Raw genomic sequence first — 22530 nt, forward strand, 5'->3', positions numbered from 1 at the left:
TGCTTGAGGAAAAGCGATGCGTGCAGCTTGGGCGCACGACCCGCAACAGCCAACGGAGGTCAGATCATGCTGTATTACGCTCTCGTTTTCTTCATCATCGCGGTCATTGCCGCTGCGTTCGGCTTCGGCGGCATCGCCGCAGGCGCGGCAAGTATCGCCAAGATCCTGTTCTTCGTCTTCGTCGTCATCTTCCTCGTGACGCTGATCATGGGACTCGTCCGACGGTGACGGGAGCGCGATGACCTAAGCGTTTTGCGCTGCCGCGCGCTGACTCCGGCGGTTGTTTGGCCGCCGGAAGCGGCGTGCCGCAGCGCTTGTCGTGCTTCGGGGCGCCGATCCCGCCACTCGTCCTTTTTTCAGTCCAGCCTATTCCGCAAAAACGTCCTGTAAAACGCGCAGCGTCCCTGTGAGGGCATTCCCGGAGACGGTCCCTTCCTTTCTTATGAGGCGCATCTTGTCGATCGTGCGAATCTGGTCGACCAATATTAGCCCGTGCTTACGCTTGAAAGTGACCGGAACCCGGTAGGGTGCAGGCTTTCCGTTCGAAGTCATCGGCGCAACGATTACCGTACGAAGATGGTCATGTAACTCGGGCGGTGACACTACAACGCACGGTCGAGTTTTTTGAATCTCGCTGCCCAGTGTCGGGTCCAGCGCAACAAGCCACACTTCGCCACGCACTACCACGTTGACTCCGTATCGTCCGCATTTCCGAACTCGCCCATCACCAAGACGTCGTCACCGGCGTCGGCTATGGCTTTGCTCGCCTCCGCCCACCCGTCACGGGCGCGCTTGGGAGCCCGTCGGACGACGAGTGCGTCGCCTTTGATTTCCATTTCCACTTCTCCCTCCAGACCAAGTTGGGCAAGGATCGGTTTGGGGATCAGTATCCCCTGCGAGTTGCCCATTTTGCGAATCGTCGCTCTCATGAATTCACCGTAGGCGCGAAGTTATACAAGACCGCTCGAATGTAAACACAATGTTATTACATTTTAGAGATAGCTGGGTCCGTTCGCTGAGGCGCGATGCAAACAATGTCGCGTCACGCGACTGCGTCGAGCAAAAGCGGCGGACGCGATGCCTCATGACTCCACGCGGGAGTGCATCGCTTCGCTCGGCTCGGACATCGCCTGCGAGCAGGATGGTATAGGTACCCGTGCGCCTTTTTCGTCTTCCACCCGGTTCCGTCCGCCGGCCTTCGCTTGATATAGAGCGGAGTCGGCATTGGCGAGCAACGCTTGCGGTCTTGCACTGGACAGACATTGACTCGACGCATGCCCGATCGACACCGTGACATAGGGCGAGCTTTTCGAAGGCGTGGGCAACTGCAGATCCGCGATCGAGCGGCGCAAGTGCTCCGCGATGGCCAGGCCGGTTTGCCGATCGCAGTCCGGCAGCACGGCCATGAATTCCTCTCCACCGTATCGCGCGATGAAGCCGGCGGGATACCGCAATTGCGCGTCAAGCGTCTGCGCGACACGCCGCAGGCATTCGTCGCCGGCCAGATGTCCGAACGCATCGTTATACGCTTTGAAATGATCGACATCGACCAGCAGGACGCCGAGCGGACGATTGGATTCGGTCGCAAGCGTGAATTCACGGCGATAGCGCTCGTCGAAATACGCCCGATTGAGCAGGCCCGTGAGCCCATCGCGCACCGACGACTCTTTGAGTGCACGATGTGCCTCGGCCAACTTTCTATAAAGTCCGCTGGTCTCGTACATCAGCATGCCCAGGAGCGCGCTGGCCGATGCCATCGACGCGAGGCGCGCCGCATACCAGCCGACGCTGTACCGCGCTCCCGCGGCGAGCGTCAACGTGACGTCGACCAACTCCGCGAGCAGTGCGATGGCAAGCCACAAGTCCATCGACGTTTTTAGCCGAGTGACCATAGCGTGCGTGACGAGTGCGCCGGCGCAGATCGCTTCGACGATGAGCAGCGCGGGGCCGGGCGTCAGATGCCGATAGTACGGCGTGCTGGAAACCAGATTCGGCAGCAGGCCATGCTCCCCGATGGCAACCCCGGACAATGCAATCGACAGCGCGATCGATGCGACGATTGCGAGGGCGCCACGCCGGTGTTCCGAGCGATTGTCGATAGGCGGCCGCGTCCGCGCCGCCAGCGCGAGTGTGACCAGCAGTGGAAATCCTCCATGCCAGAGCAGCCAGGTCCAGATGGAGGTTTGTCGTCCGGCGCCAAGCAGGCCCGTGGCTGAAAACACCCCCGGGAAGACGATCAAATGAATTGCCGCGGTGATGCTCGTGAAAGCATAGGCGCTCGCGAGCACAGCGAATACGAACCGTCGCGATGCTCGATATTGCGTCCAGAGCAAAAAAGCGGTCAGCGCTGCCGTGAGCGTCACCGACGTCGCGAAGATGGGCATGAACGGCGGCACGACGATGGCTTGAGCTTTCGCGTGCGGCCAGACGAATAGCGCGGCGCAAATCAGGACGGTCGCCGCGATAGCGGCTGCAAAACGGTGCCGCTTCGTAGCGGTCAAATGAATAAGCGTGACTTCCATAGTCCGGTCCGGGCTAGCACGGAGCAGTGAAACGCAGACTGTCGGGAACCGAACGGTGGCGTGCGAGCTGCGATGAGAATTTGGATGTCATATTATGCCGGACCGGGTTCGCCGCATCGACGCTATCGCCCCGGTGTTGCGGGCGCGCCTGCAGCCGCGCCGCATCGGCAAGCACCCATAACGCCGATAACGGCCGATATGCGCGAAACTTGAGGCCTGAAACCTTTCGCCGCGCATGAACTGCCGAGTAGATAATTCAGCGGTACCGGCAATAACAGCAACCGCCAAGGAGAACTGACTTGATTCGCTCGGCAACACCAGAAGATGCGGCGTCGATCGCCAGCCTCTACAACCACTACGTGGAGAACACGACCATCTCGTTCGAGACCGAGTTCGTTTCCGCGGAGGCGATGCGTTCCCGCATCCTCGAAGTGACCGAGGCCGGTCTGCCCTGGGTGATTGCGGAGCGAGCCCGTCAGGTTGTCGGTTACGCTTACGCAAGCAAGTGGAAGGGCCGCTGCGCGTACCGGTTTTCCGTCGAAAGTTCGGTCTACGTTGCCGCGGGGCATACGGGTCAGGGCATCGGTGTCGAGCTCTACGAGGCGCTGATCGCTCGATTGCGCGAGGGCACCACGCATGTCGTCATCGGTGGCATAGCGTTGCCGAACGAGGGAAGTCAAGCGCTCCACGAACGCTTCGGCTTCCGGAAAGTCGCGCACTTCGAGCAGGTAGGATTCAAGTTCGGGCGCTGGGTCGATGTGGGGTACTGGCAACTCATTCTGTGAAGCGGAACTGGCCGATCAAAGCGGCTCGATCAGATCCTTCGCAAACGAACGGCAATAAGTCGAGCACGCATCCTGCGCGGCGTTGACAGCGGCGTTGACCGTCACGCTGGCGTCCACCGGCCGGCACAGCGAGACGACGATCGGCGGGGGCATCGGCGTCAGCGGCAATTCGACGAATTCGCCGCTGCGCAGCGCATCGGCAACGAAAAGACGTGGGATGGCGGCCACCCCATAGCCGTCGCGAATCAGCTGAACGATGGCCGCAACCGACGGCGAGCAAGTGATGCGCGTCGTTTCCTGCGCTAATCCGTGCTCCCGCGCGAGCGCATGAACGATGCTTTCCAGTGCGACCTGCGGGGCCGTGCCGCGACCGAACGTCAGCAACGGACGTTTGAGCACACGCAGCGCAAGCCCCGATTTGCGCGGCGACAGCAGCCCGCGCCGTGCGATCCACCGAACCGGGTAGCTTGCAACGGCGCTCGACACGACCTTCGTGCTATCGATACCCTCCACACGAATCGCAAGATCGAGCTCGCCGTTGAGCAGGCGCCGTTGCAACACGGCGCTCGTATCGACGGTCAGGTCGATTTCGAGCTTCGGGAAATGGGCGTTCAGATGCGCGATGTAGTGCGCGAGCCAGCTATGCACGACCGTCTCGATCACACCAAGCCGCAACTTGCCGCCCACTACCACTTTCTGTCCCGCCGCCTCCCGCAACGCGCGCACCGCGTCGACCACGTTCGCCGCCAAGCCGAGCAGGCCCACGCCGGCCGGCGTCAGCCGGAACTTCGGCGTGCTGCGATCGATGAGCTGGCATTTGAGTTCGTCTTCGAGCGAGCGAATCCGTAGCGAGATCGCGGCGGGCGTAGCGTGTAACGCCCGCGCGGTCGCTCTGAAGCTCTCGAGCTGGGCGAGTGTGACGAAGGTTTCGAGAAAGCGGGTGTTCATTGTCGGATTATGAATGCGCCAAAAATCGACAAAGACCCTGCACAGAGCGCGGGCTGGCTTCGAAGCCAGCATTCACATTCGATCGCGTGCGCCGACTTCGGCAACATGCGCGCTTTGCCCTGCCAGCATTGGAGACTCGCGGAGCGCAGGCGCTGGAAATGCCCGGTACTCGTCGACGATCGATCCGGGAAGACCCTGACAACGGTGTCAAGTTTTTTTTAACATAAACGATCACAAATATTAGCTGGCACGGTGATTTTGACGCGCATAGGCTTCGTTTCATGCTTCGCGACCACGAGATTTCCATGCCATACGAATTCCGTCAGCAGGTCCGCACCCGGCGGTTCAACGGACCGACGGCAGGCCATTGCGGCGAGTACGCCCAGGCGAACCTCGCTATCCTGCCGAAAGCCTATGCCGAGGACTTTCTCCGTTTTTGTCAGCGCAATCCCAAGGCTTGTCCGCTGCTCGCAGTCGGGGAGCCCGGACAAGGACATGTTCCGGCCCTCGGGCGCGACGTCGATGTTCGTACCGACGTGCCCGGCTACAACGTCTATCGTGACGGTGTGCTGGCCGAACAGCCGCGCGACATCGTCGAATATTGGCGCAGCGATCTCGTCGTCTTCGCGATCGGCTGTTCGTTTTCATTCGAGCAGATGCTTGCGTCGGACCGCATTCCATTGCGGCATATCGAGGAGAACGTCAACGTGCCGATGTATCGCACGTCGATTGCCAACCAGGCCGCCGGCCCGTTCGGTGGGCAGCTCGTTGTTTCGATGCGGCCGATGAGCGGGGCGCATGCGGTGCGGGCGGTGCAGATCACGAGCCGCTTCCCCGGCGTGCACGGCGCGCCCGTGCATATCGGCAGCCCGGCGGCCATCGGCATCGAAGACTTGAACCGGCCCGACTTCGGCGATGCGGTCACCGTTCGCGAGCACGAGTTGCCGCTCTTCTGGGCATGCGGCGTCACCCCGCAAAGCGCGATCGAAAGCGCACGACTGCCGTTCGCGATCGCACACAGGCCCGGGCACATGCTCGTGACCGATATCCCCAACGCATCGCTCGCGATCCTGTGAGCCGATACGGCACCATCAAGCTGATTGTTCGGAGAAGCTGTCATGACTACGGAAGCCCACTACGCCGGTAGCGCACCGGCCCCGGAGCCCGAGGCGCCTTTGCCCGCGTCACCGGGCCTCTTCGGCTGGTATGCACACACGAGCCGCGGCGAACGTCGCGCCTTTTGGAGCTGCAAGATAGGTTATGCGCTCGACGCGATGGACACGCAGTTTCTCAGCTTCGTGATTCCGGCGCTGATCGCGAGCTGGGGGCTGACCAAAGGCGAAGCAGGGCTCATCGGCACGGTGACACTGCTCACGTCGGCCCTCGGCGGATGGATTGCGGGCATTCTGTCGGATCGCATCGGCCGCGTGAGGACGTTGCAGATCACGATCGTGTGGTTCGCGTTTTTCACGCTGATGTGTTCATTGACGCAAAACTATACGCAATTGCTCGTCGCGCGCGGCTTGATGGGTTTTGGTTTCGGCGGTGAATGGACCGCGGGCGCAGTGCTCATCGGCGAAATCATCCGCCCGCGCGATCGCGGCAAGGCAGTCGGCATGGTGCAGGCGGGATGGGCCATCGGCTGGGCGGTGTCGGCCGGGCTTTATACGCTGGTCTTTTCGCTGATGCCGGCCGATACGGCCTGGCGTGTGCTGTTTGCCCTGGGCGTGCTGCCGGCGCCATTCGTCATCTTGATCCGCCGGCTCGTCGACGAACCTGAAATCCACCGCCAGCAACAGCAACGTGAAGCGGCCGATGGCCAGCGCACCTCGTTTCTCGAAATCTTCGGCGGCGGCGTCTGGTTCACGACGCTGCGCGTGGCTGTACTGGCAACGGGCGCGCAAGGCGGCTACTACGCGATCACGACCTGGCTGCCCACCTGGCTCAAAACCGAGCAGCATCTGAGCGTGGTCGGCACCGGCGGATATCTGGCCGTCGTCATTGCCGGGTCCTACGCGGGCTATCTCTGCGGTGCGCTTTCGAGCGACCGCTTCGGACGGCGCCTGACGTTCATTCTTTTCTCGGTGGCGTCGATGCTGATCGCGCTCGTCTATACGCGCGTTCCAATGAGCAACGAAGTGCTGCTGGTGCTTGGGTTCCCGCTCGGCTTTTTCGCGTCGGGGTTGTTCGCGGGCATGGGCGCGTTCATGACGGAGCTCTTTCCAACGCGTATTCGCGGGTCCGGCCAGGGCTTTTGCTATAACTTCGGCCGCGCCGTCGGCGCGACGTTCCCGTTCCTGATCGGGCTCGTCGCGCAGAAGATGTCGCTTGGCTCGGCCATCGGCGTATTCGCGGCGATCGCCTACGGCGTCGTCGTACTCGCTGCGATCACGTTGCCGGAAACACGCGGGGCGGCACTCGAGACCTGAGCGTCTTCGTGCAGGTTCGACGCCTGCTTCACGTGCGGCGCCTCGAGCGCATCAAGGGCATCGAGCGCATGGAGGGCAACGGCATCGGGGATCGTCCAAGGCTCGCTCAACTGAACCTCTTCGCAATTGGCACCCGCCCCGCCGCGATCGATGACGATGAAGTCGCGGCGCTCCCCGAGCGCGAGCAACGGGTGGTGCCAGACTCCCTTGGCATAGTTGACGCCTTGCCAGCCGCGCGTCACGAAGGCGCGCAGCTGTCCTGCGTCGAGCGTGCCGCGCGGGGCGACCACGATGAGGTAAGGCGCATCGCCGATCGGTATGAACGCCTGCGAGCCGAGCGGATGGCGCTCCATCATCCGAATCTCGATCGGAAAGCGAAACGGCTGGGCGCGGAACACGTTGACGAGCGCGCGCCCACCCGCATCGCCGACATCGATGTTGGCGAGATCGTGATAACGCTCGGTCGTGCCCGCGTTGATCGGAAAGTGACGGGCACCGTCGAGCTCGATGACGTCGCCGAACGGCGCAAATGCTTCGCGCGTGAGCGGCTCGATTTCGAGGAATTTCATCGTTTCGGACTCCCGAACAGCCGGAGACGCGAGACACCGCCGTCGGGGACGATATTGAATCGCACATGGGTCACGGGCCCGTTGTCGACGATCTCACCGGCAAACGTATGGTTCGCGTCCATTTGCAGCCGTTGCTCCGGCAGCAGGACGGGCCAGAACATCGATTGCGTCACGAGCGACTCGTCGGTCCCGCCCGTGACGGACGCAGCCTGGATCGAGCAACGGTCCGGGTAGTTGCCCTTGAAGTGCGCCGTGTCGACTTCGATGCGGTGAATCTCGCCCGGATGCGCGAGCGCGACGATGCACCAGTCGTTGCCGGGTTCGCGACGACGGCGCGTTTCCCATCCATCGCCCATATTGACGCCGCGTCCCGGCATCAGCATGTTCGAGGCGAGCCCGAAGTGCTGATTGTTCGCCGTCACGACATAGGCGCCGTTTTCCATCGCCGCGAGATTGACGGTATCGGTGTTCGCGAGCCGGCTCCAATCCACCTGCGGCTGACCGTAGACGCGCAGGCGTGCGAGGCCGCCATCAGGATACAGATTGATGCGCAGGTGCGTGAATGGGCGATTCGCCTCGATCGCATGATAGTGATGCGCATTGCCCGAGAGCGCGACCGACGGCAGGATCTCGACCCACTCGCTCGACGGTCCCGGTTCGCCTTCAGTGCAGGTCGCCTCGATCGAAGCCGCCGGCGGGAAATTGCCGGTGAAATGGCTCGTATCGAGATCGACGCCTTTGACGATACCCGGCCGCGCCAGTTTGACGATGCACCAGTCATGACCGGTCGTACGTTTGCGGCGCGTTTCCCAGCCGTCCATCCATTTGCCGTGGTCGTCGTATTTGCCCGGAATGAAAACGGCGGCCTCGGGGTTGAGCATACGGTCCTTGGGTGCGAAGAACTCATCGCTTGCTTCGAGCGCTTGCGCGCCGAGCCGCGGGTCGGCGAGATTGACATAGCGCCGGGTGAACGCCGGAGCGTTCGGGTCTAACGAAACGATAGCCATGATGTGATGTCGATGTCCTAGGGTCTGTTTACATATGGAACGAGCGACGGATGCAATCGCGGCGATCAGCCAGCGCGCGCTGCTGCGGGGGCGTGGGGCGCGGCACCGGAAGACGGCACTTGCGGTATGAATTCGAGGCCAGCCTCGCCATCCAGCACGCGCTTGGCGCGTGCGCGGTCGATGTCGTTTTCCCAGGCCGCCACCACGATTGCGGCGACGCAATTGCCGATCAGATTCGTGACCGCACGCGCAATGCCGACGAACCAGTCGACGGGCAGGATCAACACGAGCCCGAGCACGGGTATGGCGGGAATCGCGGAGAGCGTCGCGGCCAGGATAACGATGGCCGAGCCAGGAATGCCGTGTGCGCCCTTCGACGTCACCAGCGATACGAGCACGATGACGATCAGATCGTGCATCGAGAGCGGGGTGTTGGTGGCCTGCGCGATGAAGAGAACCGCCAGCGTGAGGTAAATCGAAAACCCGTCGAGGTTGAACGAATAGCCCGTGGGGATCACGAGACCGACGGTCGAATCCTTGATGCCGAGCCACTCGAGTTTACGCATGACTTGCGGCAGCACGGCGTCGGACGATGCGGTGCCGAACACGATCGACAGCTCGTCCTTGAGGTAGCGTATCAACTTGAAGATGCTGAAACCCGCGATCCGCATGGCAATACCGAGCACCACGCAGACGAACACGATGCAGCTCAAATAGAAGACGGCGACGAGCAAACCCAATTGCTTGAGCGACGTGATGCCGTATTTGCCGGTCGTGAACGCAATGGCGCCGAGCACGCCAAGCGGCGCGAGCTTGATGACGAAACCCATCACGCAAAAGAGCGCCTTGGCGAGATCGTCGATGAAGCCCGACACGCGTGCCGCCTTGTCTCCAAGCAGCGACAGGGCGGAGCCGAACAACACCGAGAACACGAGAACCTGAAGAATGTCGCCCTTGGCGAACGAATCGGCGATCGTGTCCGGGATGATCTTCAGCAGAAAGCCGCCGACGTCCTTCAGGCTTTTCGCGTGCTCGGTGTAAGTATTGAGCGCGCTCGCGTCGACGGTACGCAGGTCGATGTTCATTCCCGCGCCGGGGTGGATGAACCATGCCAGCAATGCGCCGATGACGAGCGCGATCGTCGTCATCGCCTCGAAGTAGAGGATGGCCTTGCCGCCTACGCGCCCGACCTTGCGAAGGTCGCCTGCGCTGGCCATGCCGCTCACCACCACGCAAAAGACGATGGGTCCGACCACCATCTTAATGAGCTTGAGAAAGCCGTCGCCGAGCGGACGCAGCGCTTCGCCGGCATGCGGGAACAGCGCACCGATGGCCACGCCGGCGATGAGCGCTACGACCACGCGCCCGAAAAGGGAATTCAGAAATCGCGACACAGTCTGCCTCCATTCGATAATGAGTCGGTAACGGCGCGGTGGCCAGACTGGTCGAACTGGTCAGACCGGACTCGTTATTGCGGATATTAGAAACCCAATATGCGAGCGTCAAGGTGCGATCGAAGGGGGTTAACCCGTGCCGCGGCTCCGTCCCGTCGCCGGAACGTTGCTGGGGGCGGTTGCGGCGGCGACTGCCCGCTCGTAATACACTACCGGTCTGACCGCCTAAATCCGACCCGCCGCGCATGAACAGCATTCCGCAAACCGTCACCGAGGCCGCGATCTCCACGATTCGCGAGCGCATTCAGCAAGGGATTTATCCTGTCGGCAGTCTGCTGCCTGCTCAGCGACAGCTCTCGGAGGAGCTCGAGATCAGCCGCGCTTCGTTGCGCGAGGCGCTTTCGACGCTGGAGGCGCTCGGGCTCGTGACCATCCGCGCGGGAAAAGGCGTCTATGTCAGCCGCGCTCGGGCCGCCCGGACTCAGCGTTGGCGCTTCGCCGATCAGGTCTCGCTGCCGGACACCTATCAGATGCGCTTTGCGCTCGAAGGCTTCGTTGCGCGGCTGGCGGCTCTCGCCGTCGGCGACGAGGATCTCGCGGTGCTCGATCAGAACGTGGAGGCATTGCGCGTTGCGCTCGTCGAGGGCGATTTCGAGGCGGCGGCCGCGCTCGATTTCGAGTTCCACATGCGGATCGTCGCGCTGGCCGGCAATTCGGCCATCGAGTCGATATTGCGCAACAGTGCGGAGATCATGCAGGAAAGCCAGCGGCTGCCGTTCTATCAACGGGAGCTCGCGCTCTCGACGCATCGCGAACACACGGCGATCGTCGAGGCGCTGAGGCGGCGCGATGCCAATCGCACGGGGCGTGCGATCGAGGCGCATATCGTGGCCGCGGCACAGCGCGCCGGCGTCCACTTTCCCGTGCCGACGGGAGCGGGCGCCGCGCCGGTCCTCGAGACCCCCGGCGGTGCGGCGGCGAAGGAGCCGCGCCGAACCGGCAAGGTTGCGTCGTCGCGATAATCGGCGCTGCAAGCGCCGATTCAGCGCGGAGCGCTTTTCAACTCAGCTCGGCTCCTTCGCGGTGGACGGCCGTGAACGCAACTGTTCGTGAACGTCGTGCGACAAGGCGAGCAATGCCGGCCGATCGATCCCGCTCGAGATCGCATAACCGAAATCGCCATCCACCCAGTAAAAAACATTGACGGGACCGTCGCGATAGAGCGCGAAAGCCGTCGTATCGGCACTCGCCTTTCGGTGCGAGATCGATAGCGTCACCCGCCGGCCCTGCGTGTCTCGATACATGAACATCGCCATCTCGCCGTCGGCATCATGCAGCAGACGGCCGCCCATCAGCTCATATCCGCTGCGTAACAATATCGGCGGATGAATGTCGGTGCCGAGCTTGGCGGAGAGCCATCGTACGAAGTCCTGCTCGTGGCTCGCACCGAGTTGCGAGGGCCGCTCCACGGTCGGCATGTAAACGACGTGCGCGATGGCAGCGCGGCGCGCGAACGTCTGGCTTGCATCGGCTCGAACGGCGCCTGTCTCGCTCGAGCCCGCAACCGATGTGGTGCGCTCGTGGCCTATCCGCATGCCACCTTCCGCCCCGATGCCGATGCCGATCAACAGTGCGGCGGCAAGACCTGCGAACCAGGGCCAATTGGCGGTTGTACGCCTGCGCTGCAGCGCGGCCGGCCGAAGGCGCTCCGGGACGGGTTCTGCGAGGACGCGGTCGTAGCGCTCGCGAAGCAGCGCATTGAGCGCGAAATAGTCGTTCAGGCGAGCGGCGAGCGCCGGGTCGCGCGCAATCGCCTGGTCGACGCGCGCACGCTCTTCGTCCGACAGCATTCCGTCGACATACGCGTGAAGTACTTCGTCACCGATCGGGTTCGTTTTATCGGTCATCGCACCACCTTCAGCTTTTCGACGGGCTGAGCGCCTGCCATGAGGTTTCGCAACCGCTCACGGCCGCGCGACAGTCGGGACATCACCGTGCCGATCGGCACGCCGAGCGTCAGCGCAACGTCCGCGTAGCTCATCTCTTCGAGGCCGACCAGCAGTATCACTTCGCGTTGCTCTGCCGGCAGCCGCTGAAGCGCATAGTCGAGATCGCGCATCTCGAGCGATCGCAACTGGCCGCCCGGCACCGCGAATTCGGCTTGTCCCAGTTGCTGCTCGTCGGCCTCGACGTAATGCGCGCGCGATGCGGCCCGCCGTGTTTGACTGGCGAAAACGTTATGCATGACCGTGAAGAGCCACGCGCGTAAGTCGGTGCCCGCCTCGAACTGATGAAGGCGGCCAAGCGCGCGCTCGAGCGTGTCTTGTACGAGGTCGTCGGCGAGTTCCCGGTTGTGGATGAGCGCGCGCGCATACCGCCGCAGTCGCGGAATGTGCTCCATCAACTCGTCACGGTGGTTCATAGGACTCGCCGGTCAGCGGCTTCAGGCATGTTCGCTCGAATTTCTGTTCTGTTCGAGGCAAACGCCGCCGGCCACCCGATTATTCCGCCCGATTCAAATTCGATTCAGGGCCGTGCGCGCGGCGTGTCGCATTCCACGCGGACGAAGCCGGGGCGTGTCGGGGCATGGCCCCAAGGAAATTCGGGCGGACGATGGAATATCCCCGCGTCTCGCGCAGTTCGCCCAGTGATAGCTCGCATTGTTGTGGACTTCGCATCCATCGGGACTTTCATGAAAAAAACTGCACTTCTCGCAGCGGCGCTGGCGCTCGGCAGTGCCGCGTTCGCTGCCGGCAAATTCGCCGCCAACTCGGAGGAATCCGCTTTCCTCGCGGAAAACGATCGGGCGATGGCCCGAATGATGGATGGCATGTCCGTCAAGCCGGCCGGCGACGTCGATCATGACTTCGTTCAGACGATGATTCCTCACCATCAAGGCGCGATCGACATGGCACAGGCGGAGTTGCGCCACGGGCGCAACGAACAATTGAGGCGGATCGCGCAAGAGATCGTCGTCGAGCAGCAGCAGGAAATCGTCGCCATGCGGCTCGCGCTCGGCGAGCCGCTGCCCACGCCTGGACCGGCGCCCGACCAGGGCGGGTCTGCATCCGAGCCGGTTCGATCGGCGACGCCTGGCCACCACAATCATCCCCAGCCCACGGGCACAATCATTGAGGAGTCGAAATGAACAGTCTTCGTTTTCGCGCGCTCGCTTGCGCCATGTCGGCCGTTGCGGCACAACTCGCGTGGGCGGGCCAGGTGCCGGGTTCCGCGTCGAGCCCCGATGTGCCGATCACCCATCGCGACCGGGTGTACGCCGCCGAGCAGTTCTCCAATACCGTGTCGATCGTGGACCCGGTCACCAATCGTTTCGTCGGCGCGATCCGGCTCGGGGATCCGGCGCCGAAGCACTTGTCCCCGCTTTATCGGGGCCAGGTACTGGTACACGGCATGGGATTTTCGCCCGATCATCGCACGCTCGCGGTCGTCTCGATCGGTTCGAATTCGGTCGCGTTCATCGATACGCAGACGAATGCCGTCAAACACATCACTTATCTCGGCCGTTCGCCGCATGAGGCATTTTTCACGCCCGACGGCAGCGAGGTATGGGTGACGGTCCGGGGCGAAAACTATGTCGCCGTGCTCGATGGAAAGACCTTCGAGGAGAAGACGAGGATTACAGTGCCGGCCGGCCCGGGAATGCAGATCTTCTCGCCCGATGGAAAGTACGGATACGTCTGCTCGTCGTTCAATCCGGAGACCGACGTGATCTCCGTCGCCGATCACAAGATCGTCGGCAAGGTGCGCCAGGCAAGCCCGTTCTGCCCGAACATCGCGGCGACGCCGGATGGCACGCAAGTATGGTTCACACTGAAAGATATCGGCCAGACCCAGGTATTCGACGCGCGGCCGCCTTTCAAGATCCTAGCCACGCTCGACACGGGACCGATCACCAACCATGTCAACATCGTTCGTCGCGGCGGCGAAATGTTCGCGTATGTCACGGTCGGGGGCTTGAATCAGGTGAAGGTGTTCCGCACCGATGATTTTTCGCTGGTGGCGACGATTCCCGTCGGTAATCTGCCGCATGGCCTCTGGCCGTCGGGCGACGGTAGCCGTCTCTATGTTGGCCTCGAAAATGCGGACGCACTGGCTGTCATCGATACGGCGACCAACAAGGTCGTGGCGACAGTCCCGATCGGCCAGGCGCCCCAGGCGGTGGCCTACGTGCCTGAAGCGGTGCCACGCGGCGACGGCACGCAAAACACCGAGCCGCTCGGCGTTGCCGCTAGCGCGGCGCATCTCGAACTGGTACCGGTGCAAGGCGGCCCGGCTCGAACGACGGTCGCGCTCTTCGATCAAGGCCTGTTGCAGGTGCTCCAGGCTGCCGTGACCGGCCTCGAGCCGAAGCAGACCTATGTGCTCGGGCTGACCGAGCATGCGGACGGTACCGGTCGCATCGAGCCGCTCGCGACGTTCATGACGAACCCGGCGGGCTCCGCGATCGTCAACGCCGTCGGCCAGATTCGCGAGATCGTTGCCCCCGGTGCGAGCGCCCCCGGCGATGTGCGCCGCTACCTCGTCATCGCACCGAGCGTGTCCGGCAAGCCCGGCGCGCCCGTTCAGCGCCAGTCGCTTTGATGGCCGCACGGCCGCGCCGCGCTCGCGCACCGCATCGAGAGAATCAGGCAAGAATCCGAGACGATCGGGTATCGAGGCCGTGCGGCATCGGGATCATACTTTGCGCGCCGCGGCTTGTGCGTATGCGTCCTGCCTCCGCCGGGCGGGCGAGACGAGCAGCGCGGCGATGTCATGAACGAAGCGTGTATGGAGGGAATGGGGTCATGCGTTACGCAAAGTTTGGTTCCACAGGTCTATTCGTATCCGAGCTGTGTCTGGGCACGATGACGTTCGGCGGTACGAGCGGCATCTGGGGGCAGATCGGGCAGTTGCAGCAGGCCGAAGCGGAGAAGCTGATCGGCCGCGCGATCGATGCGGGCATCAACTTCATCGATACCGCGAATGTCTATTCCGATGGCGTATCGGAGTCGATGACGGGCACGGCGCTGAAGAATCTCGATACGCCGCGCGAGAACGTCATCGTCGCAACGAAGGTGTTCGGCGAGACGGGCACCAAAAGCATCAATTCGCGCGGATTGTCACGCCATCACATCATGGATGCCGTCAAAGCGAGCCTGCGCCGTTTGCAGACCGATTACATCGATCTTTACCAGGTGCACGGGTTCGATCCCGCGACACCGATCGAGGAAACGGTGCGGGCGCTCGATAACCTCGTGCAGCAGGGATACGTGCGCTACGTCGGCGTTTCGAACTGGGCGGCCTGGCAGATCGTCAAAGCATTGGGGGTGGCGGAGCGCCTCGGTCTTGCCCGTTTCGAATCGCTGCAGGCGTACTACACGATCGCGGGGCGAGATCTGGAACGCGAGATCGTGCCGATGCTGGCGAGCGAAGGCCTCGGCCTCATGGTCTGGAGCCCGCTCGCGGGCGGGTTCTTGAGCGGCAAGTACGGTCGTCACACGAAGGCCGAAGAAGGCAGCCGGCGCACGACTTTCGACTTCCCCCCGGTGCAGCTCGAGCGCGGCTATGACTGCATCGAGGCAATGCGCGGCATCGCGGAAACAAAGGGCGTATCCGTCGCGCAGATCGCGCTCGCGTGGCTCTTGCATCAAAAAGCGGTGACCAGCGTCATCGTGGGCGCGAAGCGTGTCGATCAGCTCGATGACAATATCGCCGCCACCTCGGTCGCACTCAGTGCCGAAGAGCTGGCCGTCCTCGATAAGGTCAGTGCACTGCCCGCCGAGTATCCGGGCTGGATGCTGGCGCGTCAGGGCGAGGTGCGACGCAAGCAATTGAGCGAGTCGCGCTGAGCCAAGCGCCTGCCGTCGCATCGTCTGTGCCGCGCGCCGCGCAACGTCCGTGAGCGCGCGGCATCAGACGATCTTCGGATCGCCCCCGCCGAGCGGCGTATCGGGGAATGGCGAGGTGGCCGCCTCGACCGGCAGCGGCGACACGGGAAGCCCCGCATTGCGCCACGCATCGAGACCGCCCCGCAACGGCAACACGTCGACGAAGCCCGCATCGATCAACCGCTTGGCCATCCATGCCGCTGTCACCTCGTTCGGGCACGAGCAATAGATCACGAGCTTCTGATTGGGGCGGTGCGCGGCGATGATGGCATCGAGCTCGCGTTCGTCGGCAAAACGGGCACCCGGAATGACGAATGGATCGAGCCTGCGCGTCTCATCCGAACGGACATCGAAGATCGTCGGCGCCGCGCCGGACTCCATCAGCGCATGCAGCGTATCGACATCGATGCGTGCCGATTCGAGTGCGCGCAGCAATGCCCGGCGGCGTGCCCATCGCCAGAGCGCGTAGAGCGAAAGGAAAGCGACGGCGAAGAGCGCACTGGCACGCCCGAACCGACCCGCGGCCACGAGCAGATAGTCGATCTGCGGCGACAGCGCCACACCGAGTGCGAGCCCTATGCCGGCCCAAAGCGCGGCGCCTACGCCATCGTGCGCGACGAACGTGCGATACGACGTGCCCATCGCCCCAGCCATCGGCACGGACACGAGCGAGAGGCCCGGTATCAGTTTCGCAACTGTCAGCACACGTACGCCCCATCGCCCGAAGAAGCGTTCCGTTTTGCGTACGCAGGTGTCACGCGAAAGCGACAGTCTGCATATCGTCTTCAGTGTCGTGCCCCCGTAGATGCGGCCCGCATAGAACCACAGACTGTCGCCGATCAGCGTCGCGCAGACGGCGAGCACGAGCACGGGGCCGAGCGCGATACCGAGCGAGCCGGGATGCATGGCGGCCAATGCGCCGAACAGGACAAGCGTCGGCATGGCCGGTACCGGTAGTCCGAGTGCCGCGGCCAGCGCGTTGATGAATACGAGCATGGGACCATAGCGCGCGACGAGATCGTGGAGCATCGGGAGTTGTCCGGAGCGAAGGCGTCGGCCGGCGGCCGCACCCGCGAATTATGCCGCGAGTGCCGTGTCCGCGCTTTCAAAACACTATTGCGCGTATGCAACGAAAAAGCGCCCAGCCAAAGAGGCCAGGCGAAACCGCCGGATGTACGGCGGCGGAGGTACCGATGGCAAACACCGGCCCGATCGCCGTTTCATCGACGATCGGGCCGGCGCCGATCAGTAGGGCCGAACGATTTGGGGCGCTGCCTTCGCAACGGCGGCCGGGCGCCCGATCGATGGTATTAGCGACCGAAATAGACAGCGTTGAATGCCGGGCCGACTGCGCGGCTGCCCGATGTCGACGAACCTGCTACGGTGCCGCCATACGACGTCGCAACGTTGCCGTCTTGCTGGGCAATGCGGGCTTCGGTGGCTTGCACGTTATCGGGGTAGTACGGATCCTTGCCGAATGCCGTGTGCGGGTTGGCCTGCACGAACTGCGCGAGTTCCGCCTTGACTTGAGCGCGGGACACCGGAGCGTCCGATTGAGCGAAAGAAAGGGCCGGCGCGGCGATGAGCGTGGCGATGACTGCTGCTTGAATGAGCGATTTCATGATAAGTAACCTCCGATTTGATTGTCCTATCGGTTATTGCCGATGCAACTGCTTGAACCGATGACTGCAGTCTAGCTAGCTAAACGCTAAGGGTTAACTCCTATTTGGAGAAATCACCGTTACGTATTTGGCGATAATCGCGGCTACGTTTGCCGACAGTTGTTCAAAACGGACTTTCACACGAGGCTTGCGCCATGCATCGTTTGTTACAAAACGCTTTCGTTTTCGCGGCAATCCTTTTTGCAACGCAAGCGGCACAGGCGCAAACGCCGGATACCGTGCAGATCGAAGATCTCACCTGGACGGAGTTGCGCGATGCCGTGAAAGCCGGCAAGACGACCGCGATCGTTCCGATCGGCGGCACCGAGCAAAGTGGGCCGTATGTTGCGCTCGGCAAGCACAACGCGCGTGTGAAGGTGCTTGCCGCGCGAATCGCGCAGACGCTCGGCAACGCGCTCGTGGCGCCGGTCATTGCCTATGTGCCCGAGGGAAGCTACGCACCCCCCACATCCCATATGCGCTTTGCAGGCACGATCACGGTGCCGGACGACGTGTTCGAGAAAACGCTCGAATCCGCAGCGAACAGCTTACGGATTCATGGCTTCAAGAACGTCGTATTCCTCGGCGATCATGGCGGATATCAGAACGACATCAAACAGGCGGTGGTGAGCCTCAACCGCCGTTGGGGCGGCAGCGCGCACGCGATGGTGCCACCGGAGTACTACGGCACGAGTTCGGATGGCTACGCGCAAATTCTTCGCCGACATGGCTATCGCGACGATGAGATCGGCACGCATGCCGGGCTTGCCGACACGGCGCTGTTGCTGGCCGTCGCACCGCAGATGGTCCGCACCGACGAGCTGCGCCGTGCGGCCAAACCGGGGCCGTCGGACGGCGTATATGGAGGCGACCCGCGGCGTGCGAGCGCGGAGCTCGGGCGGCTCGGCACCGATGCAATCGTCGCACGTACTGTCGAAGCCATCAAAAAGGCGACGGGCAAGCAGTAGCGACATTACGCCGGCTTGCGTTTTTGCCCGCTTCGGGGTTTGCTTGGTCTTGATTCTCGGGTTTTTCGATTCGGTTTTTCGGTTTTGCGATCGCTTCGCTTTTCCACATTCGACATTCGACAACGGACCTCCCTATGCGCCAGAACCTTGATGCCCGCGTTATCTTGCTGTCAGTCCGCGCTTCGATCGGCGCCGCATGTGTCGTTTTGGCGAGCTTGTCGAGCGGCGCATCGGCGTTCGCCGCAAGCGCCCAGCCGGCGGTGACGACCGTGCCTGGCATGCCGCCGGTCATCGATTCGCGCAACCTTTACAGCGAAGCGGGCAGCGGACACCTGAGCAAAGCGGTTGCCGGCGCATTGCCGCGCGTGTATGTGCCGAACCTGCGTTCGGACGACGTCTATGTGATCGATCCGGCCACCTTCAAGGTCGTCGATAAATTCAAGGTAGGCCGCAGTCCTCAGCACATCGTGCCGTCATGGGATCTGCAAACGCTCTGGGTGACGAATAACGCCGAGGAGCGGACCGATGGAACGTTGACGTCGATCGATCCGAAGACCGGCAAGCCCGGCGCGGCCATCGCGGTGGACGATCCTTACAACATGTACTTCACACCCGATGGCAAGGAAGCGATCGTCGTCGCGGAGGCCCATGCGCGGCTCGACTTTCGCGACCCTCATACGATGGCGCTGCGTTCGAGCCTCGATGTTCCGCAATGCAAGGGCATCAATCATGCGGATTTTTCGATCGACGGCAAATACGCGCTGTTCACCTGCGAGTTCGGCCATGGGCTGGCCAAAATCGATATGACGAGCCGGAAAGTCCTCGGCTATATCACGTTCGGAAAGAAGAGCATGCCGCAGGACGTGCGCGTCGCGCCCGATGGAAAGGTGTTTTATGTGGCCGACATGATGGCGGATGGCGTGCATGTCGTCGATGGCGACAACTTCAAGGAGCTTGAGTTCATCGCCACGGGGGTCGGTACGCACGGCCTGTACCCGAGCCGGGACGGCACGAAGCTCTACGTCGCCAATCGCGGCTCGAGCCATGTCCATGGCATGAAGCATGGTAAGGGTAGCGTGTCGGTCATCGATTTCGCTACGCGCAAGGTGGTGGCGACCTGGCCGATTCCAGGCGGCGGCAGCCCCGATATGGGCAACGTCAGTGTGGATGGCAAGACGCTATGGCTGTCCGGCCGCTTCGACGATGTTACCTATGCGATCGACACGGCGACAGGCGCGGTGCGCTCGATCGCTGTCGGCATGGAGCCACATGGGCTCACGGTATGGCCGCAGCCCGGGCGTTATTCGCTCGGGCATACGGGAAACATGCGCTGAGCCGCATGCGGGTTCAACCGCGTTGCGGCGCGGGCCGCAACGCGTGGGCGCCGTCGCCGAGCAAGAACAGCGCGATGAGCGCGACTGCCCAGAAGGCGGGGTATTCCCATCCACCGCCCTTGTTCGTGAAGAGCCACCCGTTCGCGCCGTGCACCATGACGATGGTGCCGAGCATTTCGATGGCGAGCGGGATCGCCACCCACGAAGCATAGATACCGAAGATCAGTGCGATGCCGCCGACGAGCTCGAGGACGATCGTCAGATAGGCGGCAATGGCGGGTAATCCGAGCGAGCCGAAAAAGCCGACGAAGCCGGGAATCGAGAATACGAAAAACTTCAGGCCGACGTGGGCCAAGAAGAGGATGCCGAGGCTGACTCGTAACAGCAGCGCGGCGTAAGGGGCGGTTCTCGAATTGATCATGGCGGTGGCCGGAAGTGAAGCGATAAGAGGGAGTGCACCGGAGGCACGCTCGTCCAACGGCATTCGGAGCATTCCGGTTGCGACCTGTGGCGAACGATACGGTGGAGCGGCGCGCGAATCAACTCGGCTATGATTGATCCATCATTTACTGCTGGTTGACGATCGGATGGATACATTGACGAGCATGCAGGTCTTCCGTCTGGCCGTCGAGCTCAAGAGCTTTGCCGCGGCGGCGCGACAGCTCGACATGTCGCCGGCGATGGCGAGCAAACACGTGATGCATCTGGAGCGGCGCCTCGGCGCATTGCTGCTCAACCGGACGAGTCGCCGCCTGAGCCTGACCGAAGCAGGCACCGTCTATTTCGATCACGCGCGGCAAATGCTCGACGATCTGGAGGATGTCGAGGCGAGCGTCGCTCAATCGACAGCCGCGCCGCGCGGCACACTTCGGCTCAGTGCGCCGGTATGGATGGCCAACCCGGATTTCATCGGCGTGCTGAACGATTACCGCGCCCGTTATCCGGAAGTCAGGCTCGACGTCGACCTGTCGGGACGATTCGTCAATCTGGTCGAAGAGCGGATCGACCTGGCGTTGCGTGTCACGAACCCGATGGCGCTCGGGCAGTCGCTGATCGCGCGGCCGATCGCCCCCGTGGCGTTTTACATCGTAGGCGCTCCCGCGTATCTGAACCGTGCGGGGCGGCCGACGCGTGCGGCCGATCTCGGCACGCACGCCATGCTTTCCTATTCGTTGATGCCGGACGTCAACCGGCTCGACATCGAAGGGCCCGATGGCCGCGAAACAGTCAAGGTGGACCCGGTACTTCAGAGCAACGATGAATCGCTGATGCGCCTCGCGGCACTTGAAGGCATGGGCCTCGCATTATTGCCGAACGCTCTCGTCTCACGGGATATCCAGTCGGGACGGCTCGAGGCCGTGTTACCTGGATATCGCGTCTTCGATTCGCAGCTCTACGGCGTTTATCAGAACCGCAAATACCTCTCGCCGAAGGTGAGGACGTTCCTCGACTTCATCTCGGGGGATGCGCGCGTGCGGTAAGTGCATTCACCGCGAGGCTCTTCCGTGTTTCATCGGAGGCGGCGCAAGCAGTTTCGTCGAACAGCTATCGCCGCTATCGAGAATCGCCTATGCTGAGTCCGAATATATCGATGACTTTAGTGACTACGCGGTAGGCCATCGATCGATAAAACGAAAAACACCGATTGGGGGCCGTCATGAAGTGCTGGACTATCAGTGCCGCGGTCTGCGGTTTGGCGAGCGCGTGCGCGCATGCACAGAGTACCGTCCAGTTGTATGGAATCGTCGACGGTGGCGTAGCGTTCGTGACGAACGAAGCGTATGGAATCGTCGACGGTGGCGTAGCGTTCGTGACGAACGAAGCAGGCCATCACGCGTGGGCTCAGACGAGCGGCATCGGGCAATCGGACCGGTGGGGGTTACGGGGACAGGAAGACCTCGGCGGTGGCTACCGCGCGGTCTTTCGGCTCGAAAACGGTTTCACGCTCAACGATGGGCGGCTGTCCCAAGGCGGGCTGGAATTCGGCCGCCAAGCGTGGGTCGGCCTCGCGAGCGAGCGCTTCGGGACGCTGACGTTCGGGCGCCAATACGATTTCATGAGCACGAACCTCACGGCGTTCGCGTCCGGTACGTTGACCCCGTCCGTGTTCGCCTTTCATCTCGGGGACCTCGACCGGCTCGGCGCCGAGCGCATCGATAACGCTGTCCGTTATGTCACACCAGATATGGCGGGGTTTCAACTGGGGGCGCTCTACGCATTTGGCGGGCAGCCCGGCAACTTCGCTTCGCATAGCGCCGCGAGCTTCGGGCTCACTTATGGTCATGGACCGTTCAAGGCCGGCGCCGCTTATGTCGAGATCCATGACTTCACCGCGGTGGCCGGTATCGGAACGACGGTCTTGGGCATGCCGCTCATCGGCACCGCTCCGCAAGGCTTGCTGCCGAGGTTCCAGACGTTCGACAAGCTGACGGCGTCGGGTGTCGGCGCGGGCTACCAACTCGGCCCGGCTTATCTGCATGCCGTTTATACGGCGGTTGGCTTCCACTCCCACGGCCAGAGCACGTCATTGCGCACGACCGAGGGCGGCGTCAAGTACTCGGTCGACTATGCACTTTCGTTATCCGCCAGTTATGCGCGATCGACGCTCGCGAGCCACGGCTGGAGTCAGATCGTCGCGGGCACCGATTATTCGCTTTCGAAACGCACGGACATCTATTTTCATGCGGTGTACTTGCGCGCCAGCGCGGGTGTGCAGGCGCAGATATTCCTCCTTCCGGCGTCCGGCTCCACACGGCAAGCCGTCGTTTCTCTCGGCATGCGGCACCTGTTCTAGGTTTCCGCTGTTTCGCACGCGGCATCGGAAATTCGCGGTTCGTCTCGGTGGCTGACGTGGGCGCTTCGTACCATGGAACCGAAGGGTAAGACTAACGGCTGCCCGAGCGTGCCATAAGGGCCTTCGGACGACGCGCGCGATGGAAAGCCGGATATCCGCGTTTTCCACACCGGTGGGACCCAGCGATCCACGGTCGCACCGTATTTCAACGTACGCAACCGAGGCAAGAAT

Annotated in this window: 22 protein-coding genes and 2 pseudogenes; 12 read left to right on the top strand and 12 right to left on the bottom strand. The window is 62.6% G+C overall.

Features of this window, described 5'->3' with window-relative positions; genetic code table 11:
• The first annotated feature begins 66 nt into the window (after nt 1-66).
• On the top strand, nt 67-228 hold the full coding sequence (locus GWC77_RS11110) for a DUF1328 family protein (protein ID WP_173256962.1): 162 nt from the start codon (nt 67-69) through the stop codon (nt 226-228).
• Nucleotides 229-366: 138 nt separating this feature from the next.
• On the opposite strand, the gene GWC77_RS11115 is transcribed toward GWC77_RS11110, so the two are convergent.
• The 3 genes from GWC77_RS11115 to GWC77_RS11125 all read right to left on the bottom strand — a co-directional run bounded on the left by GWC77_RS11115 (nt 367) and on the right by GWC77_RS11125 (nt 2522).
• Entirely contained in the window at nt 367-687 is a 321-nt protein-coding gene (locus GWC77_RS11115) for a type II toxin-antitoxin system PemK/MazF family toxin (RefSeq protein ID WP_173256963.1), read from the bottom strand.
• The gene (locus GWC77_RS11120) at nt 681-929 is read right to left on the bottom strand and encodes an AbrB/MazE/SpoVT family DNA-binding domain-containing protein (RefSeq protein ID WP_173256964.1); all 249 of its coding nucleotides are present in this window, start codon (nt 927-929) and stop codon (nt 681-683) included. Before GWC77_RS11120 ends, GWC77_RS11115 begins: the two co-directional genes overlap by 7 nt.
• Before the next feature lie 153 nt (nt 930-1082).
• Nucleotides 1083-2522, bottom strand: coding sequence for a sensor domain-containing diguanylate cyclase (locus GWC77_RS11125; protein ID WP_173256965.1), 1440 nt, complete (start codon nt 2520-2522; stop codon nt 1083-1085).
• Between the two features lie 299 nt (nt 2523-2821).
• On the opposite strand from GWC77_RS11125, the gene GWC77_RS11130 reads away from it, so the two are divergent.
• Nucleotides 2822-3307, top strand: coding sequence for an arsinothricin resistance N-acetyltransferase ArsN1 family B (locus tag GWC77_RS11130; RefSeq protein WP_173256966.1), 486 nt, complete (start codon nt 2822-2824; stop codon nt 3305-3307).
• A 15-nt stretch (nt 3308-3322) separates the two neighbouring features.
• On the opposite strand, the gene GWC77_RS11135 is transcribed toward GWC77_RS11130, so the two are convergent.
• A complete protein-coding gene (locus tag GWC77_RS11135) occupies nt 3323-4255 on the bottom strand; it encodes a LysR family transcriptional regulator (protein WP_173256967.1) in 933 nt (310 codons plus the stop codon).
• 305 nt (nt 4256-4560) lie between these two features.
• Between GWC77_RS11135 and GWC77_RS11140 the strand changes: the two genes are divergently transcribed.
• Nucleotides 4561-5331 (top strand): putative hydro-lyase, encoded by a 771-nt coding sequence (locus GWC77_RS11140; RefSeq protein ID WP_173256968.1) that lies wholly within the window; start codon nt 4561-4563, stop codon nt 5329-5331.
• A gap of 42 nt (nt 5332-5373) precedes the next feature.
• Nucleotides 5374-6684, top strand: coding sequence for an MFS transporter (locus tag GWC77_RS11145; RefSeq protein WP_173256969.1), 1311 nt, complete (start codon nt 5374-5376; stop codon nt 6682-6684).
• Between the two features lie 74 nt (nt 6685-6758).
• On the opposite strand, the pseudogene GWC77_RS11150 reads toward GWC77_RS11145, so the two are convergent.
• From GWC77_RS11150 to GWC77_RS11160, 3 genes and pseudogenes are all read right to left on the bottom strand, one after another.
• Nucleotides 6759-7253 (bottom strand): annotated as a pseudogene (locus GWC77_RS11150) (ureidoglycolate lyase); the annotation flags it as partial.
• On the bottom strand, nt 7250-8260 hold the full coding sequence (gene alc, locus GWC77_RS11155) for an allantoicase (RefSeq protein WP_173256971.1): 1011 nt from the start codon (nt 8258-8260) through the stop codon (nt 7250-7252). The pseudogene GWC77_RS11150 and the gene alc, both read right to left, overlap by 4 nt.
• Before the next feature lie 65 nt (nt 8261-8325).
• A complete protein-coding gene (locus tag GWC77_RS11160) occupies nt 8326-9654 on the bottom strand; it encodes a C4-dicarboxylate transporter DctA (RefSeq protein ID WP_173256972.1) in 1329 nt (442 codons plus the stop codon).
• 245 nt (nt 9655-9899) lie between these two features.
• On the opposite strand from GWC77_RS11160, the pseudogene GWC77_RS11165 reads away from it, so the two are divergent.
• Nucleotides 9900-10583 (top strand): annotated as a pseudogene (locus GWC77_RS11165) (FadR/GntR family transcriptional regulator); the annotation flags it as partial.
• 135 nt (nt 10584-10718) lie between these two features.
• Here the strand turns inward: GWC77_RS11165 and GWC77_RS11170 are convergent.
• Together GWC77_RS11170 and GWC77_RS11175 are read right to left on the bottom strand one after the other, a co-directional pair.
• The gene (locus tag GWC77_RS11170; RefSeq protein WP_173256974.1) at nt 10719-11561 is read right to left on the bottom strand and encodes an anti-sigma factor; all 843 of its coding nucleotides are present in this window, start codon (nt 11559-11561) and stop codon (nt 10719-10721) included.
• Nucleotides 11558-12076, bottom strand: a complete 519-nt coding sequence (locus tag GWC77_RS11175) for an RNA polymerase sigma factor (RefSeq protein WP_173256975.1) — start codon at nt 12074-12076, stop codon at nt 11558-11560. Before GWC77_RS11175 ends, GWC77_RS11170 begins: the two co-directional genes overlap by 4 nt.
• A gap of 270 nt (nt 12077-12346) precedes the next feature.
• On the opposite strand from GWC77_RS11175, the gene GWC77_RS11180 reads away from it, so the two are divergent.
• The 3 genes from GWC77_RS11180 to GWC77_RS11190 all read left to right on the top strand — a co-directional run bounded on the left by GWC77_RS11180 (nt 12347) and on the right by GWC77_RS11190 (nt 15503).
• Nucleotides 12347-12802, top strand: a complete 456-nt coding sequence (locus GWC77_RS11180; RefSeq protein ID WP_173256976.1) for a DUF305 domain-containing protein — start codon at nt 12347-12349, stop codon at nt 12800-12802.
• Nucleotides 12799-14256 carry a YncE family protein gene (locus GWC77_RS11185; protein ID WP_173256977.1) on the top strand — a complete coding sequence of 486 codons (1458 nt, stop codon included), beginning with the start codon at nt 12799-12801 and terminating at the stop codon, nt 14254-14256. Before GWC77_RS11180 ends, GWC77_RS11185 begins: the two co-directional genes overlap by 4 nt.
• A gap of 203 nt (nt 14257-14459) precedes the next feature.
• On the top strand, nt 14460-15503 hold the full coding sequence (locus tag GWC77_RS11190; protein WP_173256978.1) for an aldo/keto reductase: 1044 nt from the start codon (nt 14460-14462) through the stop codon (nt 15501-15503).
• A 63-nt stretch (nt 15504-15566) separates the two neighbouring features.
• Here the strand turns inward: GWC77_RS11190 and GWC77_RS11195 are convergent, their stop codons facing one another.
• A complete protein-coding gene (locus GWC77_RS11195) occupies nt 15567-16571 on the bottom strand; it encodes a DedA family protein/thiosulfate sulfurtransferase GlpE (protein WP_173256979.1) in 1005 nt (334 codons plus the stop codon).
• A 281-nt stretch (nt 16572-16852) separates the two neighbouring features.
• Entirely contained in the window at nt 16853-17164 is a 312-nt protein-coding gene (locus tag GWC77_RS11200; protein WP_173256980.1) for a DUF4148 domain-containing protein, read from the bottom strand.
• Nucleotides 17165-17358: 194 nt separating this feature from the next.
• Here GWC77_RS11200 and GWC77_RS11205 point away from each other — a divergent pair, with 194 nt between their 5' ends.
• Both GWC77_RS11205 and GWC77_RS11210 read left to right on the top strand, forming a co-directional pair.
• Complete coding sequence (locus GWC77_RS11205) at nt 17359-18171, top strand: creatininase family protein (protein WP_173256981.1); 813 nt, start codon at nt 17359-17361, stop codon at nt 18169-18171.
• Nucleotides 18172-18305: 134 nt separating this feature from the next.
• Nucleotides 18306-19505 (top strand): YncE family protein, encoded by a 1200-nt coding sequence (locus GWC77_RS11210; protein WP_173256982.1) that lies wholly within the window; start codon nt 18306-18308, stop codon nt 19503-19505.
• 13 nt (nt 19506-19518) lie between these two features.
• On the opposite strand, the gene GWC77_RS11215 is transcribed toward GWC77_RS11210, so the two are convergent.
• Nucleotides 19519-19926 carry a DoxX family protein gene (locus GWC77_RS11215; RefSeq protein ID WP_173256983.1) on the bottom strand — a complete coding sequence of 136 codons (408 nt, stop codon included), beginning with the start codon at nt 19924-19926 and terminating at the stop codon, nt 19519-19521.
• Nucleotides 19927-20092: 166 nt separating this feature from the next.
• Here GWC77_RS11215 and GWC77_RS11220 point away from each other — a divergent pair, with 166 nt between their 5' ends.
• Together GWC77_RS11220 and GWC77_RS11225 are read left to right on the top strand one after the other, a co-directional pair.
• On the top strand, nt 20093-20986 hold the full coding sequence (locus GWC77_RS11220) for a LysR family transcriptional regulator (RefSeq protein ID WP_173256984.1): 894 nt from the start codon (nt 20093-20095) through the stop codon (nt 20984-20986).
• Between the two features lie 176 nt (nt 20987-21162).
• Nucleotides 21163-22299 (top strand): porin, encoded by a 1137-nt coding sequence (locus tag GWC77_RS11225; protein ID WP_173256985.1) that lies wholly within the window; start codon nt 21163-21165, stop codon nt 22297-22299.
• Nucleotides 22300-22530: the final 231 nt, after the last annotated feature.

The organism is Paraburkholderia sp. NMBU_R16, from assembly GCF_013282575.1.
Lineage (GTDB): Bacteria > Pseudomonadota > Gammaproteobacteria > Burkholderiales > Burkholderiaceae > Trinickia.

Excerpts from the sequence above, each read along its gene's own strand:
- GWC77_RS11225 (WP_173256985.1), top strand. The coding sequence starts at position 21,163 with ATGAAGTGCTGGACTATCAGTGCCGCGGTCTGCGGTTTGGCGAGCGCG.
- GWC77_RS11185 (WP_173256977.1), top strand. The coding sequence starts at position 12,799 with ATGAACAGTCTTCGTTTTCGCGCGCTCGCTTGCGCCATGTCGGCCGTT.
- GWC77_RS11215 (WP_173256983.1), bottom strand. The coding sequence starts at position 19,926 with ATGATCAATTCGAGAACCGCCCCTTACGCCGCGCTGCTGTTACGAGTC.
- GWC77_RS11220 (WP_173256984.1), top strand. The coding sequence starts at position 20,093 with ATGGATACATTGACGAGCATGCAGGTCTTCCGTCTGGCCGTCGAGCTC.
- GWC77_RS11180 (WP_173256976.1), top strand. The coding sequence starts at position 12,347 with ATGAAAAAAACTGCACTTCTCGCAGCGGCGCTGGCGCTCGGCAGTGCC.
- GWC77_RS11140 (WP_173256968.1), top strand. The coding sequence starts at position 4,561 with ATGCCATACGAATTCCGTCAGCAGGTCCGCACCCGGCGGTTCAACGGA.
- GWC77_RS11175 (WP_173256975.1), bottom strand. The coding sequence starts at position 12,076 with ATGAACCACCGTGACGAGTTGATGGAGCACATTCCGCGACTGCGGCGG.
- GWC77_RS11190 (WP_173256978.1), top strand. The coding sequence starts at position 14,460 with ATGCGTTACGCAAAGTTTGGTTCCACAGGTCTATTCGTATCCGAGCTG.
- GWC77_RS11120 (WP_173256964.1), bottom strand. The coding sequence starts at position 929 with ATGAGAGCGACGATTCGCAAAATGGGCAACTCGCAGGGGATACTGATC.
- GWC77_RS11195 (WP_173256979.1), bottom strand. The coding sequence starts at position 16,571 with ATGCTCCACGATCTCGTCGCGCGCTATGGTCCCATGCTCGTATTCATC.
- GWC77_RS11145 (WP_173256969.1), top strand. The coding sequence starts at position 5,374 with ATGACTACGGAAGCCCACTACGCCGGTAGCGCACCGGCCCCGGAGCCC.
- GWC77_RS11200 (WP_173256980.1), bottom strand. The coding sequence starts at position 17,164 with ATGAAATCGCTCATTCAAGCAGCAGTCATCGCCACGCTCATCGCCGCG.
- GWC77_RS11110 (WP_173256962.1), top strand. The coding sequence starts at position 67 with ATGCTGTATTACGCTCTCGTTTTCTTCATCATCGCGGTCATTGCCGCT.
- alc (WP_173256971.1), bottom strand. The coding sequence starts at position 8,260 with ATGGCTATCGTTTCGTTAGACCCGAACGCTCCGGCGTTCACCCGGCGC.
- GWC77_RS11125 (WP_173256965.1), bottom strand. The coding sequence starts at position 2,522 with ATGGAAGTCACGCTTATTCATTTGACCGCTACGAAGCGGCACCGTTTT.
- GWC77_RS11205 (WP_173256981.1), top strand. The coding sequence starts at position 17,359 with ATGCATCGTTTGTTACAAAACGCTTTCGTTTTCGCGGCAATCCTTTTT.
- GWC77_RS11170 (WP_173256974.1), bottom strand. The coding sequence starts at position 11,561 with ATGACCGATAAAACGAACCCGATCGGTGACGAAGTACTTCACGCGTAT.
- GWC77_RS11210 (WP_173256982.1), top strand. The coding sequence starts at position 18,306 with ATGCGCCAGAACCTTGATGCCCGCGTTATCTTGCTGTCAGTCCGCGCT.
- GWC77_RS11135 (WP_173256967.1), bottom strand. The coding sequence starts at position 4,255 with ATGAACACCCGCTTTCTCGAAACCTTCGTCACACTCGCCCAGCTCGAG.